General features: G+C 73.0%; 18 protein-coding genes. 7 read left to right on the plus strand and 11 right to left on the minus strand.

The genetic code is table 11. From position 1 onward, the window contains the following. Positions 1-48 precede the first annotated feature (48 nt). From M8J74_RS12120 to M8J74_RS12135, 4 genes are all read left to right on the plus strand, one after another. Complete coding sequence (locus tag M8J74_RS12120; RefSeq protein ID WP_249836372.1) at positions 49-1,224, plus strand: serine hydrolase domain-containing protein; 1,176 nt, start codon at positions 49-51, stop codon at positions 1,222-1,224. A gap of 81 nt (positions 1,225-1,305) precedes the next feature. After that, complete coding sequence (pgm, locus tag M8J74_RS12125) at positions 1,306-2,946, plus strand: phosphoglucomutase (alpha-D-glucose-1,6-bisphosphate-dependent) (RefSeq protein ID WP_249836373.1); 1,641 nt, start codon at positions 1,306-1,308, stop codon at positions 2,944-2,946. A gap of 137 nt (positions 2,947-3,083) precedes the next feature. Beyond that, on the plus strand, positions 3,084-3,914 hold the full coding sequence (locus M8J74_RS12130) for a PP2C family protein-serine/threonine phosphatase (RefSeq protein WP_249836374.1): 831 nt from the start codon (positions 3,084-3,086) through the stop codon (positions 3,912-3,914). Positions 3,915-3,974: 60 nt separating this feature from the next. Next, positions 3,975-5,003, plus strand: a complete 1,029-nt coding sequence (locus tag M8J74_RS12135; protein ID WP_249836375.1) for an MASE1 domain-containing protein — start codon at positions 3,975-3,977, stop codon at positions 5,001-5,003. Here the strand turns inward: M8J74_RS12135 and M8J74_RS12140 are convergent. The 3 genes from M8J74_RS12140 to M8J74_RS12150 form a co-directional block, all read right to left on the minus strand. Further along, entirely contained in the window at positions 4,985-5,446 is a 462-nt protein-coding gene (locus M8J74_RS12140; protein ID WP_249836376.1) for a hypothetical protein, read from the minus strand. The two genes, M8J74_RS12135 and M8J74_RS12140, sit on opposite strands and share 19 nt — an antisense overlap. 115 nt (positions 5,447-5,561) lie before the next feature. Then, positions 5,562-5,927, minus strand: coding sequence for an ArsR/SmtB family transcription factor (locus M8J74_RS12145; RefSeq protein WP_249836377.1), 366 nt, complete (start codon positions 5,925-5,927; stop codon positions 5,562-5,564). Between the two features lie 193 nt (positions 5,928-6,120). Further along, the gene (locus M8J74_RS12150) at positions 6,121-6,495 is read right to left on the minus strand and encodes a roadblock/LC7 domain-containing protein (RefSeq protein ID WP_142145747.1); all 375 of its coding nucleotides are present in this window, start codon (positions 6,493-6,495) and stop codon (positions 6,121-6,123) included. Between the two features lie 307 nt (positions 6,496-6,802). Between M8J74_RS12150 and M8J74_RS12155 the strand changes: the two genes are divergently transcribed. Continuing rightward, positions 6,803-7,216 carry an SRPBCC family protein gene (locus M8J74_RS12155; RefSeq protein ID WP_249836378.1) on the plus strand — a complete coding sequence of 138 codons (414 nt, stop codon included), beginning with the start codon at positions 6,803-6,805 and terminating at the stop codon, positions 7,214-7,216. A 36-nt stretch (positions 7,217-7,252) separates the two neighbouring features. Here the strand turns inward: M8J74_RS12155 and M8J74_RS12160 are convergent, their stop codons facing one another. From M8J74_RS12160 to M8J74_RS12180, 5 genes are read right to left on the minus strand one after another with little or no spacing between them, the layout of a single operon-like run. After that, positions 7,253-8,719, minus strand: a complete 1,467-nt coding sequence (locus M8J74_RS12160) for an HAD-IA family hydrolase (RefSeq protein WP_249836379.1) — start codon at positions 8,717-8,719, stop codon at positions 7,253-7,255. A gap of 53 nt (positions 8,720-8,772) precedes the next feature. Beyond that, a complete protein-coding gene (locus tag M8J74_RS12165; protein WP_249836380.1) occupies positions 8,773-9,849 on the minus strand; it encodes an ABC transporter ATP-binding protein in 1,077 nt (358 codons plus the stop codon). A gap of 3 nt (positions 9,850-9,852) precedes the next feature. After that, positions 9,853-10,668, minus strand: a complete 816-nt coding sequence (locus M8J74_RS12170) for an ABC transporter permease (protein ID WP_249836381.1) — start codon at positions 10,666-10,668, stop codon at positions 9,853-9,855. Continuing rightward, the gene (locus M8J74_RS12175; RefSeq protein WP_249836382.1) at positions 10,656-11,555 is read right to left on the minus strand and encodes an ABC transporter permease; all 900 of its coding nucleotides are present in this window, start codon (positions 11,553-11,555) and stop codon (positions 10,656-10,658) included. The genes M8J74_RS12170 and M8J74_RS12175 overlap by 13 nt, the downstream gene beginning before the upstream one ends. Next, positions 11,552-12,703, minus strand: a complete 1,152-nt coding sequence (locus tag M8J74_RS12180) for an ABC transporter substrate-binding protein (RefSeq protein WP_249836383.1) — start codon at positions 12,701-12,703, stop codon at positions 11,552-11,554. Before M8J74_RS12180 ends, M8J74_RS12175 begins: the two co-directional genes overlap by 4 nt. A gap of 214 nt (positions 12,704-12,917) precedes the next feature. Between M8J74_RS12180 and M8J74_RS12185 the strand changes: the two genes are divergently transcribed. Next, a complete protein-coding gene (locus tag M8J74_RS12185) occupies positions 12,918-13,658 on the plus strand; it encodes a GntR family transcriptional regulator (RefSeq protein WP_058921241.1) in 741 nt (246 codons plus the stop codon). A 16-nt stretch (positions 13,659-13,674) separates the two neighbouring features. On the opposite strand, the gene M8J74_RS12190 is transcribed toward M8J74_RS12185, so the two are convergent. Further along, the gene (locus tag M8J74_RS12190) at positions 13,675-14,316 is read right to left on the minus strand and encodes a hypothetical protein (RefSeq protein WP_249836384.1); all 642 of its coding nucleotides are present in this window, start codon (positions 14,314-14,316) and stop codon (positions 13,675-13,677) included. A 21-nt stretch (positions 14,317-14,337) separates the two neighbouring features. Beyond that, positions 14,338-15,057, minus strand: a complete 720-nt coding sequence (locus M8J74_RS12195) for an FAD binding domain-containing protein (protein ID WP_249836428.1) — start codon at positions 15,055-15,057, stop codon at positions 14,338-14,340. 196 nt (positions 15,058-15,253) lie between these two features. Here M8J74_RS12195 and M8J74_RS12200 point away from each other — a divergent pair, with 196 nt between their 5' ends. Then, positions 15,254-15,934 (plus strand): alpha/beta fold hydrolase, encoded by a 681-nt coding sequence (locus M8J74_RS12200; RefSeq protein ID WP_249836385.1) that lies wholly within the window; start codon positions 15,254-15,256, stop codon positions 15,932-15,934. A gap of 9 nt (positions 15,935-15,943) precedes the next feature. Here the strand turns inward: M8J74_RS12200 and M8J74_RS12205 are convergent, their stop codons facing one another. Beyond that, entirely contained in the window at positions 15,944-17,269 is a 1,326-nt protein-coding gene (locus tag M8J74_RS12205) for a lipase family protein (RefSeq protein ID WP_249836386.1), read from the minus strand. Positions 17,270-17,334: the final 65 nt, after the last annotated feature.

The following is a 17,334-nucleotide window of genomic DNA, read 5'->3' on the forward strand; positions in this document are numbered from 1 at the left end:
CGGCAAGGCTGGGCCTGCACCGCAGTCCCGCCCCCGCCTGGAGTGCCCATGCCCCTCCGCCTCACCGACCGTTCCCGTCTGCTGATCGCCGGCTGCCTCGCGCTCTGCGTCACGGCCCTCGGCCCCGCCGCGACCGGCACCGCCGCGACCCCAGCCCCGCACCAGGACGACCTGTGGCGCCAGGCCGAGCAGCTCACACACGAGCCCGGCGGGCCGCCCGCCGTCATCGCCGTGCTGCGCCGGGACCGGGACACCCGGGTGATCCGGGCGGGCGTCGCCGACCTCGCCACCGGCCGCCGCCCGAGTCCCGGAGACCACATGCGGATCGCCAGCACGGCGAAGGCCTTCAGCGGCGCCGTCGCGCTGACCCTGGTCGACCGGCACGTCCTGCGCCTCGACGACACCATCGGCCGACGCCTGCCCCGACTCCCGCGCGCCTGGGCGGCGGTGACGCTGCGTCAGCTGCTCGCCCACACCAGCGGTCTGCCCGACTACACCGCCTCGCCCGCCTTCCGCAGCATCCTCGCGGCCGACCCGCACCACCAGTTCGACTCCCGGCGGCTGCTCGACTTCGTCGCCGACCGGCCCCTGGAGTTCCCCCCGGGAAGCCGCTACCACTACTCCAACTCCGACAACATCGCCGTCGCCCTCATGGCCGAGGCCGCCACCGGCACCCCGTACGAACAGCTCCTGCGCGAGCTCGTCCACCGTCCCCTGCACCTGCGCGACACCAGCCTGCCCCAGGGCTACCGCATCCCCGAGCCCTATCTGCACGGCTACGACGTCACCCCGCCCGCGCCCCCGCAGGACGTCAGCGAACTCCTCGGCGCCTCCGGCTCCTGGGCGTCCGGAGGGATCATCTCCACCCCCGCCGACCTGACCCGCTTCATCCGCGGCTACGCGGGCGGACGCCTGTACGGCCCGGACGTCGTACGGCAGCAACGGCACTGGATCGACGGCGCCTCCGAGCCCGCCGGTCCCGGGAGCAACTCCGCCGGACTCGCCCTGTTCCGCTACAGCACCCGGTGCGGCGTCGTCCTCGGGCACACCGGCAACTTCCCCGGCTACACCCAGCTCATCGCCGCCACCCCGGACGGCCGCCGCTCCCTGACCTTCTCGGTCACCACCCAGATCAACGAGGCCCTGAAGCCAGACCTGTTGAAGCGGCTGCGCGCCGTTCAGGAGAACTTCGTCTGCGCGCTGCTCGGCCGGTCCGGGCACTGACCCGCTCTCGCTGCGTGCCGCCCCGGCGAGGGAAGATGGGGCGGCAAGCAGTTTGGACAACCGATGTGGAGGAGCGGGCACATGCAGCACGAGCGAGCGGGCCGCCCGGCCGGCCCCGAGGACCTCGTCGACGTCGCCCGGCTGGTCACCGCGTACTACGCGCTGCACCCGGACCCGGCCGACCCGGGGCAACGGGTCGCGTTCGGCACGTCAGGGCACCGCGGATCGTCCCTGACGACCGCGTTCAACGAGGACCACATCGCCGCCACCAGCCAGGCGATCTGCGAGTACCGCGCCGGGCAGGGCACCGACGGGCCGCTCTTCCTCGGCGCCGACACCCACGCCCTGTCCGAGCCGGCCCGGGTCACCGCCCTGGAGGTGTTCGCGGCCAACGGCGTCACCGTGCTCATCGACAGCGCCGACGGCTACACGCCCACCCCCGCCGTCTCGCACGCCATCCTCACCCACAACCGCGGCCGTACCTCCGGCCTCGCCGACGGCGTGGTGGTCACCCCCTCGCACAACCCGCCCGCCGACGGCGGCTTCAAGTACAACCCGCCCAGCGGCGGACCGGCCGGCTCGGACGCCACGTCCTGGATCCAGGACCGCGCCAACGAGATCATCGCCGGCGGTCTGAAGGACGTGAACCGCATCCCGTACACCCGGGCGCTGGCGGCCGAGACCACCCGCCGCCACGACTACCTCGGCGCCTACGTCGCCGACCTGCCGAACGTCCTCGACCTGGACGCCGTCCGCTCCGCCGGCATCCGCATCGGCGCCGACCCGCTCGGCGGGGCGTCCGTCGCCTACTGGGGCCGCATCGCCGAGCAGCACCGCCTCGACCTGACCGTGGTCAACCCGCTCGCCGACCCCACCTGGCGGTTCATGACCCTGGACTGGGACGGCAAGATCCGCATGGACTGCTCCTCGCCCTACGCGATGGCCTCGCTCATCGAGCAGCGCGACCGCTTCCAGATCGCGACCGGCAACGACGCCGACGCCGACCGGCACGGCATCGTCACTCCCGACGCCGGGCTGATGAACCCCAACCACTACCTCGCCGTCGCGATCTCCTATCTCTACAGCCACCGGGAGCAGTGGCCCGCGCAGGCGGGGATCGGCAAGACCCTGGTGTCGTCGGGCATGATCGACCGGGTCGCCGCCGACCTGGGGCGACGGCTGGTCGAGGTGCCCGTCGGGTTCAAGTGGTTCGTGGACGGGCTGGTCGACGGCTCCATCGGCTTCGGCGGGGAGGAGTCGGCGGGCGCGTCCTTCCTGCGCCGGGACGGCTCGGTGTGGACCACCGACAAGGACGGCATCATCCTGGCGCTGCTCGCCTCCGAGATCACCGCGGTCACCGGGAAGACGCCTTCGCAGCACTACGCCGCCATGACGGACCGCTTCGGCGAACCCGCCTACGCGCGCATCGACGCCCCGGCGACACGGGAGGAGAAGGCGCTGCTGGGCAAGCTCTCCCCGGCGCAGGTCACCGCCGACACCCTCGCCGGGGAGGCGGTCACCGGGGTGCTCACCGAGGCGCCCGGCAACGGCGCGTCCATCGGCGGCATCAAGGTGACCACCGAGAACGCGTGGTTCGCGGCCCGGCCCTCCGGCACGGAGGACGTCTACAAGATCTACGCCGAGTCCTTCCGCGGTCCAGAGCACCTCGCACAGGTGCAGGACGAGGCGAAGGACGTGGTCATGGCGGCCCTGGGCGGCTGACGCGACGGGTGTGCACCGGGGGTGGACCGACGGAAGGCCGTCGGTCCGCCCCTTAATGTCGCTATCATCCTCTTAGATGTGAATTCGGGGGTTTCGCCCTGAAGGGGCCACGGCCCACGGCCCCGCCGGAGTGATCGATGCCCACCACGCGCGACACGGAGGACGGCGACGAGCTGCTCGCCCGACTCGGTTCGCTCACCGCCCAGGCGCGCGAGCTCGCCGAGGTCCAGCGTTCCCGCGTCGAGCTGGCCATCGCCCTCCAGCGCGGGATGCTGCCCCGGGACCTGCCCCTCGCCCGCGGCTTCCACCTGGCCGTCCGCTACGCCCCCGCCTACCACGGGCTCAACGTGGGCGGCGACTGGTACGACGTCTTCACCCTGCCCGACGGGCAGATCGGCCTGTCCATCGGTGACGTCCAGGGCCACAACATCGAGGCCGCCGCCTTCATGGGCCAGGTCCGGGTCGGGCTGCGCGCGCTGGCCTCCGTGACCAGCGAGCCCGGAGAACTGCTGTCCCGGACCAACGACCTGCTGCTGTCCCTCGGCACCGACCTCTTCGCCACCTGCACCTTCATGCGGCTCGACCCGTCCACCGGCGTCCTGGAGAGCGCGCGGGCCGGGCACATCCCGCACATCTGGGCCACCGCGGACGGCCGCTCCGGCGTCGCCGACGACGAGGGCGGCCCGCCGCTGGGCGTCGTGGCGGGCGTCGACTTCCCGGTCACCCTCTCGCGCCTGACCACCGGCGGTGTGTTCGTCCTGCTCACCGACGGCGTGGTCGAAGGGCCCTCGCTGAGCGTCGACGAGGGCCTCGACCAGGTGGTCCGCCTCGCCGGCCTCGCCGCGGTCGCCGGCATGGAGGCGGGCGCACTCGCCGCCGCGGTGATGAAGGTCGCCGAGCGGGTGGGCCACGAGGACGACGCGGCGGTCCTCGTGGTGGGCCACGACGGGGTCGCGACGCGGCCGTAGGCGCCCGCAAGCGGGCGGGAGACGCCGCTCGCCTCGCCAAGACGGCCCGGCCGGTGTGTGATGGCAGATGTGGTGGGTACCGATGATCTGCGCCGAGGGGGCGGCTACGCCCTCCAGGTGACGGCCGTCGCCGCCTGCTACTTCGCGGCCGGACGGCTGGGGCTGATGCGGCAGCTGGTCGTGGACGGCGCCGTCGTCACTCCCGTGTGGCCGCCCACCGGCCTCGCGGTGGCCTGCCTGCTGCTGTTCGGGATGCGCTCCTGGCCCGGTATCGCCCTGGGCGCCCTGCTGGTCGTCATGTCGATCAGCTCGATCCAGCCCGCCGTCATCGGCACCCTGGTGGGCAACACCGCCGCCCCCGTGTGCGCCTACTACCTGCTGCGCAGGGTCGGCTTCCGCACCGACCTCGCCCGGCTGCGGGACGGCTTCGCCCTGGTGTTCCTCGGGGCGCTGACCGCCATGCTGGTCAGCGCGACGGCCGGTGCCGGTCTGCTGGTCCTCACCGGCAAGCTCGCCACCGACGGCTTCTGGCTCGTCTGGTCGACCTGGTACGTCGGCGACGCCATGGGCGTCCTGATCGTCACCCCCGTCCTGCTGGTGCTGTGGCGGGTGCACCGGCTCCCGCGCACACCGCGCTGGAAGGAGGCCGTGGGTCTGGCCCTCGTCGCCGGGTGCGTCATCCCCTTCGCCACCCGGAGCGACGTCAGTCTGCTGTTCCTCGTCTATCCGCTGGTGATCTGGGCCGCGCTGCGCTTCCAGCTCGCCGGCAGCATGCTGTGCGCCGCCCTGGCCTCCGTCATGGCCACGGTCGCGGCCACGGACCAGATCGGCCCCTTCGACCGGATGTCCCGCATCGAGGTGATGGTCAAGCTCCAGGCCTTCAACGGCGCGATGGCCCTGACCGCCCTCCTGCTGTCGGCGGTGATCACCGAACAGCTCCACACCAGGCGCTCGGTGGAACAGGCATGCAGGGAACTGGTCGAGGTCCTGGAGCACCTCACCGCCGGTGAGTCCGTCCAGGGCCGGTCGCCGCTGGACACCGGCGACCGCGGCTCACGCGGGGAGAGGGATCAGTCCCACAGCGGATAGACCACGGTCTGCGGGAAGGAGCGCGGCCGGTCGGCGTTGTACACGAGGGTCATGCGCGTGTAGTGCCGCAGCCGCGGGTGCTTCTTCCAGGGCCGCGCGTGGTCCAGCCGTACCACCACGGGATAGGCGTGGAACCGGCCGGCCGCGCAGTACGGCTTGCAGTCGTTGACCCAGTTCACGCCCTGCGCCCTCGCCCCGTCCCGGCCCCATGTCGTCCAATGCAGCGACGCCAGGCGGCTGTTGCCGTCCCCGCAGGCGAGCATGAAGTTCGCCGGGCGGACCCGTGCGTGCCAGAAGCAGTCGACGAGCACCGGAGCCGGCCGTGCGGCCCGTGTGGCGGGCTCCGACGCGGGCCGTGCCGCGGAGGGAGGTGCCGCTGCCGCCGCCGTGAGCGACGCGGCGAAAAAGAGTGCGACCGCCGTGCTGATTACCTGTCCGCGCATGACCGCTCCCGAGCGCGAGCCACCATCGTCCGTCCCGAGTTCGACGCTACGGCCGGGCGCGCGGATCCACCACTCGGGCGGCGCAACACGCCGGTCGCGGTTTCTCCGCCCGGCGTCACAGGCGGCCGCTCGTGGACACCGGCGGGGGAGTGGTGTCGGCCTGCCGCAGCTCGGCGAGGAGCTCGTTCTGCCCGGCGAGCAGCTCGGTCAGGATCCGGCGGGCCGCGCGCAGCAGTTCGGCGACGTCACCGCCGGCGAGGGCGTAGGTGACGGTGGAGCCCTCCCGGATGGACACCACGATCCCTGAGCGGCGCAGCACGGCCAGCTGCTGCGAGAGGCTGGACGGCTCGATCTCGATGTCCGCCAGCAGGTCCCGTACCGGGACCGGACCGTGTTGGAGCAGCTCCAGGACCCGGATGCGCACGGGATGCCCGAGCATGCGGAAGAAATCCGCCTTGGCCTGGTAGAGGGGGACCTGCATCAGTGCTCTCTCCCTGCCGGGTCGGGTGCGGTTGCCATGGGGCGGCGGCCCCGAGGTCACCGCCGCGGCTGCCCTTCGGAACCGATCCTGGCCGCCCGGGGCCGTGCGCAGGCACGAATTGGGATCATGCTGATGTGGTGAGTTGAAGAAGTCTTCACATCGTGGGCGCACGACACCCGGACGGCGGAGGGATCTAGACCTCGAGTTGTTCCTCGACGCGCTTGAGCTGGTGGCGGGCCATCGCCAGGTTGGAGCGCTCCTTGTCGAGTACGAGGTACAGGAACAGGCCGTTGCCGTTGCGGCCCGCGACCAGACGGATCAGGTGGTACTGCCGGTCGAGCGTGATCAGGATGTCCTCGATCCCGCTCTTGAGCCCCAGCTGCTCCATCGTGCGCACCTTGGCCCGGATCACATCCGTGTTGCCGGCCGCCGCGACCGTCAGGTCGAGGTCCTTGCTGCCTCCCAGTGTGCCCAGGGCCATTCCGCTGGTGTAGTCGACGACCGCGGCCCCCACCGATCCCTCGACACCGGCCATCATTTCCTTCAGTGACACTTCCACGCCCGCCATGGCGCCCACCCCTTCGAATGTGTTGTCGGCTGCGACGGACCGACGGCCCGCCCGGTCCTCGGAAGGTAGGCGCGGAGCCGGGGCGCGGGACGCGAGTCTCCGGGACTGACGGATGATGGACGGGAATCGACGTCGTAAGACCGTTCGGACAGCGGTAACTGGCGTACGAGAGAGACAACTTGTCGTCCGGCGCCCGGCCCGGAGCTTTTCGGCCGCCCTGGCCGGCCGATGCCGAGACCGTGGGTTCAATCACCTCAAAAAGGGCACGCGTCGTGATGCTGTGCCACAACCGCGGAGGTGACGCTTGATGACCGAGTACGAACGCTCCCGCACGATGCCCGCCCTGCCGGAGCACGTCTTCGACCAGGCGGCCAACGTCGGCCGGCTGGACGGCTGGCTGCCGGCCGCGCTGCACGTCCGCCCCGACGACCCGCCGGCGGTCACCGTCCACGAGGACGGCAGCGACCACGACACGCCCGCCCTCCTGCGGCCGCGCCCCGACCAGATGCGCCTGGAGTGGGGCACCCGGGAGGACGGCGGCTACGCCGGCTGGCTCCAGGTCGCCGGCATGGACACCGGCACCAGCGAGGTGACCGTGCACCTGTCCTTCTTCGAGGACGCCCACGATCCGGGTGAGGCGGCCGCCTGCGAGGCTCTCGACCACAGTCTGGAGCGGCTGGAGGAGCAGGTGCGGATGCGGGTCGACAACGCCGCCGGGTGACGGCGGCCGGGCGGCCGGCCCCGGTCAGTCCGGCGTTCAGTCCGGCGGGTTCAGCTCGAACGTCGTGAGCACCGCCGCGTGGTCGGAGGGCCAGTCGTTGCCGGCGACGTCGGGCCAGGCGCGCGGGACGCCGGTGACGACCGTGCGCGCGTCGAGGACGCTGAGGCCGCGCCCGTTGTGCAGCACGTAGTCGATCCGGTCCTGCGGCTCCGGGAGCGCGGGGTCGTCCTCGTGCCGCGGGTGGACCGGCGACCAGGTGCGGCCGGGGTCGCGCACCGGGTCCGGACGGGCCTCCCGGTAGGAGTCGCGCAGCCCGGCCTCCTCGGCCGCCCGGGTCACCGGCCAGGCGACGTCCGTCCGGTCCAGGTGGGAAGGGCAGTTGAAGTCGCCGGTGAGGACGACGGGTGTCGTCGGGCCGGCCGCCTCGGCGATCTGCCGCAGGGCCTGCCGCATCTGGGCGAGCCGCACGTCCTCGTGGGCGATCAGCTCGGCCGGCGAGAGCCCGTCGAAGGCGGCCTCGTAGGGCCCGTACGGCGTGTAGTGCAGGTGGGCCGTCCACACGTCCAGCTCGCGCGTGCCGTCGAGGCGGATGCGGGCTCCGGCCGCGCCGTAGAAGCCGACGGCCGGGTCGCCGAGGCGGGCCGTGATGGGGTGGCGGCTGATGATGCCGAGGTTCTCGCCGGCCTGGTGGTGGTGCCAGCCCAGCGCCTCGGCGAGTTCCCGGGCCGCCGTGCCGGCCGTCTCCTGCAGGCCCACCACGTCGGCCTCGGTGTCGAGGATGACCTTGAGCTGCTTGGCACGGTGGTCGTCGACCTTCGCGCCGCCGTGCCAGAGGTTCCAGCTGAGCACGCGCAGCCGCGGCCGGACCAGGCTGCGCAGCCGCTGCGCGGTCACCTCCTCCAGGCTGGCCACGACGGTCCGCCCGGGCGCGGCCTCGATGGGGGCGAGCGAGGGCACGGCGAGGACGGCGCAGCCCGCCGCCTCGGCGGAGCTGACGCCGGTGGGGGTGTCCTCGACGGCCACGCAGCGGGCCGGTTCGACGCCGAGGGCGCGGCAGGCGGCGAGGTAGGGGTCGGGGGCGGGCTTGGTGCTGGCGGTGTCGTCGGCGGTGACCGACACCCGGAACCGGTCGGCGCCCAGCACGGCCAGCACGCTGTCGGCGACCGACCGCGGTGAGGCGGTGACCAGGGCGGTGGGGACGCCGTCGCGGGCGAGGGCGTCCAGCAGGGCGAGCGCGCCCGGGCGGGGCACGATGCCGGTGCGGACGCGGTCGGAGAACTCGCGGTGCAGCGGGCCGGCGAGCCCCGGCGTGCCGGTGATCCGGCCCAGCCAGTCGGCGGTGTGCTCGACGGGCCGGCCGAGCACCTCCGGCTGGTCGGCCTCGGTCAACGGCCGGCCGAGGCCCGTGGCGACCTCCTGCACCGCCTCCCACCACAGCCGCTCGGTGTCGACGAGCGTGCCGTCCATGTCGAACAGGACGGCCTGGAGCGGGGGTCGGGTCACGGTCTCTTCTTTCGTGCGTGGGGGGATGGGCCGGGAGCCGGGCTCGGGTGTGCTCAACGTGCGCGTTCGGCGACCAGCACCGGCCGCTCGGGCAGCGACACCCGGACGGCGGCGCCGGCGCCCAGCGGGGCCGCCTCGTGCGTGGGCAGGTCGGCCTTGACCTCGGTGCCGTCGGCGAGGCGCACGGTCAGCCGGGTGGCGGCGCCGAGGAAGGCGGTGGCGATGACCGTCGCCGAGCCGGTGGCGTCGGCTTCGACGCGTACCGCCTCGGGCCGCACCAGGACGTCGACCTCCGACGCCTGCGGCACGGTCCCCTCCACGGGCAGCCGCATGCCGAGGACCTCGACCGTGTCCTCGGCCAGGTGCCCCGGTATCCGGCTCATGGTGCCCACGAACTCGGCGACGAACGCCGTCGCGGGCCGTTGGTACAACTCGGCGGGTTCGGCGCACTGTTCGAGCCGGCCCGCGTGCATCACGGCGACCCGGTCGGCGATCGACAGGGCCTCCTCCTGGTCGTGCGTGACGAACAGGGTGGTGATGCCCAGTTCCTGCTGCAGCCGGCGGATCTCCTCGCGCAGCGTGAGGCGCACCTTGGCGTCCAGCGCGGACAGCGGCTCGTCCAGCAGCAGGACCCGGGGCCGCAGGGCGAGCGCGCGGGCGAGCGCGATGCGCTGCTGCTGGCCGCCGGAGAGCTGGTGCGGGAACCGCAGGCCCTTGTCGGCGAGGCCGACCAGCTCCAGCAACTCGGCCGCGCGGGAACGGCGTTCGGCGGCGCCCACCTTGCGCATGCGCAGCCCGAAGGCGACGTTGTCGAGCGCGTTCAGATGCGGGAAGAGACTGTACGACTGGAAGACCATCCCGGCGTCGCGGCGGTGGGCCGGCACGTCGGTGACGTCCTTGCCGTCGACCAGCACCTCACCGGCGTCGGGGTGTTCGAACCCGGCGAGCATGCGCAGCGCGGTGGTCTTGCCGCACCCGGACGGGCCCAGCAGCGCCAGGAACTCCCCGGGGCGCACGGTCAGGTCGAGGCCGTCCAGGGCCACGGTGGGCCCGAACTCCCGCCGCAGACCGCGGAATTCGACGGTGGCGGCCTTGTCGACGGCGGCCTTCTCAAGCGTGGTGGCGGTCATGGTTCATCCCCGGGACGAAGCGGTACGGGTGCGGCCGCCGACACCGGCGAGCGCGAGGAGCAGGGCCCATGTGACGAGCAGGCTGAGCACGGACACGGCGACGGACAGCTGGGCCTGCGAGCCGCCGACGCTGTAGATCCACACGGCGAACGGCTGGAAGCCCAGCAGCTGGGCCACGGTGAACTCGCCGAGGACCAGGGCGAGGGTCAGGAAGGCCGCGTTGAGCAGCGCCCCGCGCAGATTGGGCAGCACGGTGCGCAGCAGGGCCTGCGGCCAGCTCGCGCCGCAGCTGCGGGCGGCCTCGACGAGGGTACGCACGTCGATCGCGCGCAGCCCGGCGTCCAGCGCCCGGTGCACGAACGGCAGCGCCATCACGACGTAGGCCATGACCAGCACGAACGGGAAGCTGGGGTTCTGGATCGCCACGAACGTCTGGAACAGCGGGGTGCGGGAGAGATGGTCGGGGCCCCACTTCAGGACGGTGGAGATGCCGGCGACGAAGGCGATCGGCGGGACCACCAGCGGCAGTTGGCAGATCACCTCGACCACGGGCCGCAGCCGGGGCGCGCCGAGCCGCAGGGCCACCATGGCGGGCACCATCAGCAGCAGCACGATCGCGATGGTCGCCAGCGCCAGTTCCAGCGAGAGCAGCAGGCTGGAGACGAAGCCGTCGGTGGAGACGATCTGCGTGTAGGCGTCGAAGGTGACGCCCTGGCCGGGTACGTCCACGGTGAAGATCACCGAGGAGGCCAGCGGCACCAGGAAGTACAGCGCGGCCAGGCCGAGGACGACCCAACGCCACGGGTTCAGGCGAGCCATCGCGCACTCCGTCGTTGCAGGGGCAGGTACACGGCCATGACGAGGCCCGCGACCAGGACCATGTCCAGGCTGAGGGCGAGGGCCACGTTCTCCTGGCCGACCAGGACGTTGCCGGAGATGGCGTCGGCGATCTGCAGGGTCACCAGCGGCACCGAACTGCCCACCATCGCCGCGGCGGTGGCATAGGCGGCGAACGCGCTGCCGAACAGCAGCACGAACCCGCCCAGCAGCGACGGCAGCAGCACCGGCAGGGCGACGTGCAGCCAGTACTGCACGGAGGTGGCCCCGTTGTTCTGCGCCGCCTCCCGCCACTGGGAGCGCAGGCCCTCCAGAGCCGGGGTGATGGTGAGGACCATCAGCGGGATCAGGAAGTACAGGTAGACGATGACCAGGCCCCAGAAGCTGTAGAGGTCCCAGCCGGCCTTCGTCAGGCCCAGGTGCCGGGTCAGCACACCGGCGTTGCCGAGCGTGGCGACGAAGGCGAAGGCCAGCGGGATGCCGCCGAAGTTGGCGAGCACGCCGGAGGCGGTGAGCACGGCGTCGCGCAGCGCCCGGAAGCGGGAGGTCACCACGACCTGGGCGAGCGGCAGCCCGAGCACCGTGCCGATGCCCGCGGAGACGGCCGACAGCTTGACGCTGCCGAGCAACGCGGTCAGGTAGGCGCCGTGCAAGGAGGTGGTCAGGTTCTCGGCGCTGTACGAACTGGCGCCGGTGGCCTGGTCCTTGACGCTGAAGGCGCCGTCCAGCATGGCGATCGCCGGCACCCCGAAGGCGATCGCGGTGAACACGAGCAGCGGGACGACGGCCAGCCAGCCGGGGGCACGGCGCCGCCGCTTCACCGAGGTGACCGGCGGCGCCACGTCCACGCCCGTGAGGGTCGCCGTCATCCGCTGACGGCCTTCGCCCAGCCCTGCGCGATGACCGTCTTGGCCTTGGACTGCTGGGCCTCGGTCGGGAAGGAGGGCGTGCCGGAGACCTCGGGAAGCTTGGCGGCGGCCTCCTTGTCGAGGGTGCCGGCCTTGTCCATGGCCGTCATCAGCGCCGGGCGGGCGTAGCCCTTGAGCCACAGGTTCTGGCCCTCGGCGCTGTAGAGGTACTCCTGCCACAGGCGGGCGGCCGCCGGGTGCGGGGCGTCCTTGTTGACGGCCTGGGAGTAGTACTGGGAGAACTTGCCGTCGGTGGGCACCGCCACCTTCCAGTCGACGCCCTTGGACTTGAACTCGTCGGCGTAGCCGGCGTTGAGGTAGTCCCAGTCGATGCTGATCGGCGTCTCGCCCTTCTCGACGGTCGCCGGAGTGGACTCCACGGGCGTGTAGTTGCCGTTCTTCTTCAGCTTGGCGAAGAAGTCCAGGCCGGGCTGGATGTCGTCGAAGGAGCCGCCGTTCGCGAGCGCGGCCGCGTACACGCCGCCGAAGGCCGAACCGGACTTGGTCGGGTTGCCGTTGAGGGCGACCTGGCCCTTGTACTGCGGCTTGAGCAGGTCCGCGAAGGTGGTCGGGCAGGTCTTGACGCGCTTGGCGTCGCAGCCGATGGAGATGTAGCCGCCGTAGTCGTTGTACCAGCGGGCCTGCGGGTCCTTCTGGCCGGCCGGGATGTCGGCGTAGGAGGCCACCTTGTACGGCGCGAGCAGGCCCTGCTGGGCGGCGCTGAGGGCGAAGGAGGAGCCGAGGTCGAGGACGTCCGGGGCGCGGTCCTGGCCCTTGCGGGAGGTCACGGCGTTGATCTCGTCCTGGCTGGAGCCGTCGGGGTTCTCCACCTGGATCTTGATGCCGTACTTCTTCTGGAAGCCGTCGATGAGGGCGCCGTAGTTGGCCCAGTCGCGGGGCAGCGCGATGGCGTGCAGCGTGCCCTCCTTCTTCGCCGCGGCCACCAGCTTGGACAGGCCGCCGAAGTCGGCGGCGGAGCCGGCGGTGGCGGCGCTCTTGCCGTCGGCGGTGGTCGACGCGTTGTCGGGTGCCGCGCCGCAGGCGCTCAGGGCGAGCGCGGCGACGACGGCGAGGGAGGAGGCCAGAGCGGCTGTTCTCGGCTGGGACACGGGGACTCCAGGAGGGGCGCAGGGGAGGACGCACAAAGACTGAGAACTTGTCTGAACAAGTTGGCCTCAGTAATCCTGCCTGTGGTGACGCCTTCGTAAACAGTGGCGAAATTGTGACCTCCCATTCCCTGCACAGTTCGGGGAAAGCGCGATCGGCCGTCGGCCTCGTTTAGGGTGGTCACGCTGTGCACAGCGGCAGACTCGGAGGGGCACGGTGGCGACGCGACACGAGGAGATCGCCGACGAACTGCGGCGGGCGATCGACCGCGAGCAGTACACGGTGGGGAGCAGGCTGCCGCCCGAGACGGAGCTCGCCGCCCACTACGGCGTCTCGCGCGGCACCGTCCGCCAGGCCGTCGCCGCGCTGACCGCCGAGGGACTCATCGGCTCCCGGCAGGGCGCCCGCCGGGTCGTCCTCGCCAGCCGCCGCAGCCAGAGCTTCGCCGAACTGCGCAGCTTCGCCCAGTGGGCCCGCGCGATGGGCCGCGAGGCGACCGGCCACGTCGTGTCCCAGGCGTACCTGCCCGCCACCGCCCAGGACGCCGCCCGCCTCCAACTGCGTGAGGGCACACCGGTGTTGCACGTGCTGCGGGTGCGCGGGCTGGACGGCGAGCCGGTCCTGGTGGAGCGGACCGTGTACGCCGACTGGATCTCGCCCGCCGTCGAGAGCGTCGACCCCGACGCGGCCTCCGTCACCCAACTGCTGTACGAGAGCACCGGTCTGGTCTTCGCCTACGGCGAGCACGTCATCGACGCCGTCGCGGCGAGCGCGCAGGACGCCGAACTCCTCGGCATCCGCCGCACCAGCCCGCTGCTGCGCGTGCGCCGCGTGACCACCACCCGCGAGGGGCGCCCCGTGGAGTGGTCGGACGACCGCTACCGCTCGGACGCCGTCAGCTTCAGCGTGCACAACTCCATCGACAACAACGCCCTCGCCCGCAAGACGGCCGACTGACGAGCGGGCCGGCGGCTCACCCGGTGGGCCGCACCCCCGCGGGCAGGACCGGACGCCGCCACCACCGCCGTACCGCCGGGGTCACGCGTTCGCGGGCGTATCCGGTGTGGGTGACGAACGCCTCGATGACCTGCGGGGCGGGCCGGTGCGGGGCGACGGCCATCAGCGCCGCGTCGCCCGTGCCCGACGACGGCGGTGCGATCAGGGCGACCTCGTCGCCGGAGCGCAGCCGCAGCAGGGTCGCCCGCAGCTCGTGCTCGTCCCCGGGCACCGGCCGCAGACGGGAGAACAGCGGGTCCTGGGGCGGCGGGTACAGCCGCACGTGCGCCAGCAGCCGGCCCGTGCGGTACTCCTCCCAGCGGTTCGACTCCAGGCTGCGGAACGGCGGTTCCCGCCACGGCCGCAGCGCGTCCAGGCGCTGGAGCAGCCGTCGCAGGAAGTCCCGGACGGCCGCCTCGGCGTGCGGCTGCCAGGACAGGTCGTCCTCCCAGTCCGGCGCGGCCAGCACCGCCTCGATGCCGGCGTACTCCTCCTCGACCGCGAGGTCGTAGAAGGGCCGCTCCAGAACCATGTCCGCGATGCGCTCGACCTCGGCGTCGTTCAACTCCGGGCTGAACTGCACGCAGTAGAGGATCGCGGTGACCACCCCGAGACGCATGGGCCCAGTATGCCGCCGCCGCTACGGCGTCGGCCGCGCCAGCAGCTCGGTGACGTGCCCGCGCACGACCTCCCAGCCGGTCTCGTGCAGCGTGCCGACGGCCGTCTCCCGGAGGCGGTCCAGAATCCGCCCGGCGCCGTCGCCACCGGCGATCTCGGCGGCGAGGACGTCGTAGCCGTCGCGCACCGCGACGCGCAGCCGGGGCGGTCCCTGCTGCCCGGCGTGCACCGCGGCTGCGACGACCAGCGGCGGGGGACCACCCGCCTCGCCCTCCACCTTGCGGTAGGCGCTGACCAGCGGCTCGGGCCAATGGAGGCTGAGCAACAGGTGCTGTTTGGCGAGGAGTTCGGCCAGATCGGTCTCGAAGACCCGGTCCCGCTCCAGGACCGTCGCGCGGGCGTCCAGCACCAGGGCGGCGGGCAGCAGACAGCGCAGCGTGCTGCCGACGATGTTGCCTCCGACGGTGGCCGTCCGGCGCACGGCGCCGGTCCCCACCCGGGCGGCGGCCTGCCGGAGCACTTCCGGGACCCGCTCGTCGATCCGGTTCAGCACCACGGCGGCGCCCAGCCTGCCGCGCTCGACGACGTTGGCCTCCGGCACGTTGCGCAGGGACATGGCCCGCTCGGGGAAGCCGTCGCGTTGCCAGCCCGCCCACACCAGCGTGGCCCCGCCGACGGGCACCGCCCCCTCGGCGACGCACTCCTGAGCTTCGGACACGGACTCGGGCAGACGCAACAGCACGGAGCCGACCTGCTTTCTCGACGAGGTGAAGCTCGGGTACGCGATGTCCCGGCCGAGCGGCCGAAGACACGGCACATCCTCCCCGCCGAGGTGCGGGCGCATGCAGGGCTCACCGGCCTGTGCGTGCGCCCCCTGCCGTGCGGAGGTGCGGGCACCGGGTGGCCGGGCGCCCGGGGCGATGGGGCATGGTGGGAGGGTGCCACGCAATGAGTCCGCACTGATCGTGCGGCGCGCCCCGCAGCAGCCCGTCTCCGCCGCGATCGTGACCCTGCACGGCGGCCAGGAGGTCAGCCGCCGCGCGGTGCGCCCCTGGCAGCCGGCCGCGCTCCGCATGCACCCGGTGCTGCGCGCGGCCGCCGCGACGGCACCCCCGGACGCCCTGCTCGGACAGGTCCGCTACCGCCACCGGGGCTGGAACACCGGCGACCCGGCCGACGACGCCCTGCGCGCGCTCGACGAGCTCGCGGAGCTGGCCGAGGCCGCGCGCGTCGTCCTCGTCGGACACTCGATGGGAGCCAGGGCTGCCCTGCGCGCCGCCTCCCACCCCCTGGTGCGGGGCGTGCTGGCCCTGGCGCCCTGGTGCCCGCCCGCCGACCCCGTCGCCCACCTCGGCGACGTGCGGATCGTGCTCGTGCACGGCGACCACGACCGGGTGTGTGCGCCCGCCGAGTCGGCGGACTTCGTGCGCCGGGCCCGGGCGGCGGGCACGCCGGCCGGCCTGGTGACGGTCCGGGGCGGGGACCACGCGATGCTCCGGCGCAGCGGCGCGTGGCACCGGGCCACGGGCGAGCTGGTCGCCCAGATGCTCCGCCCGGACCCCGGCCCCGGCGGCCTGGCCGCCGAGGCCTGCGCCGCGAACGGCGCCGTACAGCTCTAGTCTTCTGAGTCAGGAAAGGCCCGGCAGGGCCGCGCAGTTGGAGGTCGCGGGCTCGGCCTGAAGCCGGTCGGTCAGCCAGGAGATGGCGGCGCCCTGGTCGGTGAGCAGCGGGGTGACGTGGTTGAGCAGGGCGCTGCCGAGGTCGAGCTGGGAGATCGGCTTGTACGTCACGTCGGCGCCCTTGGCGCACCAGTCGGCGGCGAGCCGGCGTGCCTGGGCGTGCGGGACGAGGTTGTCCTTGGTCCCGGTGGCCACCCGGACCGGCGAGGCCGGCCTCATCGTGCCGATGCGCTGGTCGGCGAGGAAGTTCCGCAGAGCCGGCTCCGAGGCGATGATGTCGCTGAGGGACGAGCCGTCCGTGGTCCACCTGGTGCTGTGAACGCCGCCGTAGGAGAACAGCGCGTCCCCCACGCACATCGTCGACAGGTCCTTCAGGGCCGCCCGTCCGGCCGCGTTGAGATGGGCGTCGGCGATCGGCACCAGCGCCGGGTCGGACTGCAGGAAGCCGTTGACCGACCAGCCGAGCGCGCCCGCGAGTTCGCTGCCGTCGATGGCCTTGGTCACCTGGACCAGGTCGGCCGGCGGGGCGCCCGCGTAGGTGCCGGAGAGGGTGACGTCGGGGGCGTAGGAGGGCTGCAGTTCGGCGGCGGCCGCGGTCGCCCCGCCGCCCTGGCTGTAGCCGTACAGGCCCACCCGCGACGCCGCGGTGATCGACGCCGCGGGCAGGGAGCGGGCCGCGCGGACGGCGTCGAGCACGGCGTGGGCCTCGTCGACCCGGTTGACGTAGGTGTGCAGCCGGTCGGTGGCGCCGAGCCCGGCGTAGTCGGTGACGACGACGGCGACGCCCTCGGACAGCAGGCGGTAGGCCGCCAGGTCCTCGTAACCGACCGACAGCGTCTGGCCGTTGAGCAGCAGCGGGTGCTCCAGGCCGAGGGAGGCCGAGCACTGGTCGCCCTGTCCCAGGGTGCCGGGCGCCAGGACGACCAGCGGCCGGTCGCCGCCGCCCTTCCAGGCGGCCGCCGGTTCGATGTAGGCGCCGGTGACCGCCATCGGACGGCCGGTGGAGTCCGTCGACTTGTACATCAGCCGGGTCGCCGTGCCCGGCAGCGGTCCGTCGACGCCCGGCAGGCTCAGCGCGAGGGGGAGCGGTTCGCTGCGCACGAGCGCGCCGTCGGCCGACGGCAGCTCGGCGGGCGGGTTGTAGAACTCCGGGATCGTGACACCACGGGAGACGACGGCGTCGGTCTGCGACGCCGACGCGGCGGGCACGGCGGTGGCGCCGAGGCACGCGGCGGTGGTGACGGCCACGGCGAGCTGGCGTGCGGAAACGGGCATGACGAGCCTCCGGTGCAGGGGGAGGCCGAGCCTCGGGCTGCGGCTCGGGCGGCGGCTGATGACCT

The sequence above is a fragment of the Streptomyces panaciradicis genome (assembly GCF_023516615.1).
Taxonomy (GTDB): Bacteria; Actinomycetota; Actinomycetes; order Streptomycetales; family Streptomycetaceae; genus Streptomyces; species Streptomyces panaciradicis.